The organism is Streptomyces swartbergensis, assembly GCF_002148965.1.
Lineage (GTDB): Bacteria > Actinomycetota > Actinomycetes > Streptomycetales > Streptomycetaceae > Streptomyces > Streptomyces swartbergensis.
In genome coordinates, this window is sequence record NZ_NGFN01000552.1 from 1 (window position 1) to 3259 (window position 3259).

4 protein-coding genes are annotated in these 3259 nt (G+C 74.4%); 2 read left to right on the forward strand and 2 right to left on the reverse strand.

What is annotated here, in order from left to right; genetic code table 11:
• On the forward strand, nt 1–970 hold a 970-nt coding region (locus CA983_RS41905), incomplete at its 5' end, for an aminotransferase-like domain-containing protein (protein WP_107500351.1).
• Nucleotides 971–1018: 48 nt separating this feature from the next.
• Nucleotides 1019–1486 carry a carboxymuconolactone decarboxylase family protein gene (locus tag CA983_RS41910; protein ID WP_107500352.1) on the forward strand — a complete coding sequence of 156 codons (468 nt, stop codon included), beginning with the start codon at nt 1019–1021 and terminating at the stop codon, nt 1484–1486.
• Nucleotides 1487–1545: 59 nt separating this feature from the next.
• On the opposite strand, the gene CA983_RS41915 is transcribed toward CA983_RS41910, so the two are convergent.
• Both CA983_RS41915 and CA983_RS41920 read right to left on the reverse strand, forming a co-directional pair.
• Nucleotides 1546–2346 carry an aminotransferase class IV gene (locus CA983_RS41915; protein ID WP_086605885.1) on the reverse strand — a complete coding sequence of 267 codons (801 nt, stop codon included), beginning with the start codon at nt 2344–2346 and terminating at the stop codon, nt 1546–1548.
• Between the two features lie 11 nt (nt 2347–2357).
• On the reverse strand, nt 2358–3259 hold a 902-nt coding region (locus CA983_RS41920), incomplete at its 5' end, for an FAD-dependent monooxygenase (RefSeq protein WP_086605886.1).

Sequence of the window (3259 nt, forward strand, 5' to 3'; positions counted from 1 at the left end):
CGACTACGGCGACCCCCGCGGCCGCCCCGAGCTGCGCGCCGCGCTCGCCGGCTACCTCTCCCGGGCCCGGGGCGTACGCGCCGAGCCCGGACGGATCGTGGTGTGCGCCGGGTTCGCGCACGGTTTGAAGCTGCTCGGCACGGTCCTGCGGGCGCGCGGGGCACGGACGGTCGCCGTCGAGTCGTACGGCCTCGATGTGCACTGGAGGCTCCTGGCCGCGTCCGGTCTGCACACGGTCCCGCTGCCCTTCGACCGGCGGGGCACCGACCCGAGCGCGCTGTCCGCCGCCGACGCGGTCCTCCTCACCCCCGCCCACCAGTTCCCCATGGGCGTCCCCCTGCACCGCGACCGCCGCGCGGCCGTCGTGGACTGGGCGCGTCGCACCGGCGGGCTCGTGCTGGAGGACGACTACGACGGCGAGTTCCGCTACGACCGCCAGCCCGTGGGCGCGCTCCAGGGCCTGGACCCCGACCGGGTGATCTACCTGGGCACCGCGAGCAAGTCCCTGGCCCCCGGGCTGCGGCTGGCCTGGATGGTGCTGCCGCCGGGCCTGGCGGAGGAGACCGCGGCCGCCAAGGGCGGGGTCGACACCTGCGGAGTGCTGGACCAGCTGACCCTGGCCGAGTTCCTCACGTCCGGGGCCTACGACCGCCATGTCCGCGCGACCCGCCTGCGCTACCGGCGCCGCCGGGACGCCCTGGTCGCCGCCGTCGCGGCCCGGACCTCCGAGGCCCGGGTCACCGGTATCGCGGCCGGGCTGCACGTCCTGCTGCGGCTGCCGTCCGGCACCGAGCATTCGGTGCTCCAGGCGGCCCACTGGCAGGGCCTGGCGGTCCACGGACTCGCCCGCTACCGGCACGCCGCCTCGGTCGTCGAGCCGGCCGACGCCCTGGTCGTCGGCTACGGGACACCGCCGGACCACGCGTGGTCGGGGGCACTGGACGCGCTGTGCGCGGTACTGCCCGGATAATCGCGCGAATTCCTCACCGGAATGCCGTTCAACGGATATGGTCACCTCATGAGCGAAAGCACTTCCCTGCCCCGTGTGGCCCTGAAGAAAATAACCCCCGACGTCTCCGCCGCAATGGCCTCCCTGCACGCCGCCGCCGTTTCCGCGGCCCAGGACGCCACACTCGAACCGGAACTGCTGGAACTGGTCAGGATCCGCGCCTCGCAGATCAACGGCTGCGCGTTCTGCATCGACATGCACACCAGGGACGCCCGCGGCCAGGGCGAGACCGAGCAGCGCATCTACGCCCTGAACGCCTGGCGGGAGACGCCGTTCTTCACCGAACGCGAGCGCGCGGCACTGGCGTTGACGGAGGCGGTGACGCTCGTCCACGACGGTCGCGTCCCGGACGCGGTGTACGCCGAGGCAGCCGGGGTGTTCGACGAGAACCAGATCGCGGCGCTCATCTGGTCGGCCACCGTCATCAACGCGTACAACCGGATCGCGATAGCGACGCGTATGGCGCCAAAAAACTAAAGGCGGCCAACGGAAAATGCGCCGGGTCGAATTCGACCCGGTGTCGCTATTTCCTCGATTCAGTCGGCCGGCAGCGGCTCCATCAAACTGTCCAGCCACATCCGCCATTCCCCGGCCCGTTCCGCCGGAGGCACTCGCATGGGCCGCCCGGTCCAGCCCGTCACGGGCCGGATCCCGTGGAGCGCGTTCACCAGCCACACCTCACGGCCGTCCAGCTCGGCCACGGTCCGCTCCCGGTGGGCGATCCGGATACCGGACCGCTGCGCCCGCTCCTGGATCAGCCCGGCCGTCACACTCGGCAGGACGGGCAGCCGGGGCGGGGGCAGGCACAGGGTGTCGTCCTCCCACCACAGCACGCCGGCGGTGGCCGACTCCAGCACCGTGCCCGAGGGCGCGATCAGCACCGCCTCCTCCGCACCCTCGCCGGCGGCCCGGCGGCGCACCCGGGCCAGGGTGTCCAGGTCCGGGCCCTTGCGCCGGGGCGCGGTCCGCGGATCGGACTGGCCCGCCGCCCACAGCCGCACCCCCGTGCCGAGCGGCGGAGCGGGCCGCAGCAGCAGCCGCAACTCCAGAGAGCCCGCCGCGAGTTCCACCCGAGGGAACCACGCACCCGTGCGCGGCAGCACGGCGGTCACGTCCCGCCAGAACGCGGCGAGCCGGCGCGGCTCCGGCCCGCCGCAGTCACCGCAGGCCCGCGCGAACCGCTCCCGGTGCCGGTCATAGGCCCGCACCCGGCCCTCGCGCACCAGCCACGAGTCCGCGACGAGCAGCCGCCCCCCGGCCACCTGGTCCGGGACCGGGGCCAGGCCACGGCCGGGCGTCCACGTCCACAGGCCCTCCGCCACCGCCGGTCTGGTCACCAACTGCCTCCTCAGTACTTGCGTCCCGCGACGGCCGGTGCCCCGTGCCGGGGTCCGTACGGCGCGTGCTCCAGCCATGACCCGCACCACGGCAGCACCGGCGCCAGTGCCGCCGCGGCCCGCTGCCTGACCCGGACGGTCCGGCGGCGCGGCCGCAGATGGTCCAGGGCGGCACCGGCGGCGGCGCTGTTGAACAGGGCCGCCGCCCGCCGCACGGCGGCGAACCCGGCGACCGCCTCGCCGGTTCCCGCGGCGATCGCCTCGGCGGCGGCCGCCGCGTCCGCGATCCCGCTGTTCATGCCGCGTGCCCCGAACGGCGGGAAGAGATGCGCCGCCTCGCCGGCCAGCAGCACCCGCCGGTGCGGATCGGTGAACGACGCCGCCACCTTGCGCAGGAAGCGGTACGTCGACACCCACAGGATCCGCTCGCCGTAGCCGTCCCCGACGACCGAGGGAAGCCAGCGCCGTACCGCCTCCTCGGTGCCGAACTCCTCCTGCCGGTCGTCGTCCCGGCACTGGAGGTCGACCTGGAAGCCCCCGGTGAACGGCACCCGCATCACACTGCGCCCGCCCACCCCGGGATGCTCGTAGTGGAAGACCCGCTCCAGCGGCAGCTCGGCGCCCGGCACGTCGGCGACGTCCACGACGACGTGGAAGCCCTCACCGTGCGTGCCCTCCAGGGCGATGCCCAGCTCGCGCCGGACCGTGGAGCGGGCCCCGTCGGCGGCGATCGCGAACGCGCCGGCCCACACCCGCCCGTCCTCACCGGTCAGCCGGACCTCCGTCCCGGTGGTGCTCACGCCCGTCACGCGCGCGCCCCACACGAACTCCACCCCGGCCTGAGCACAGGCAGCGCGCAGGAACCGTTCGGTGTCCGTCTGACGCAGGCTGGTGAAGGGCGGCGGGCCGGACG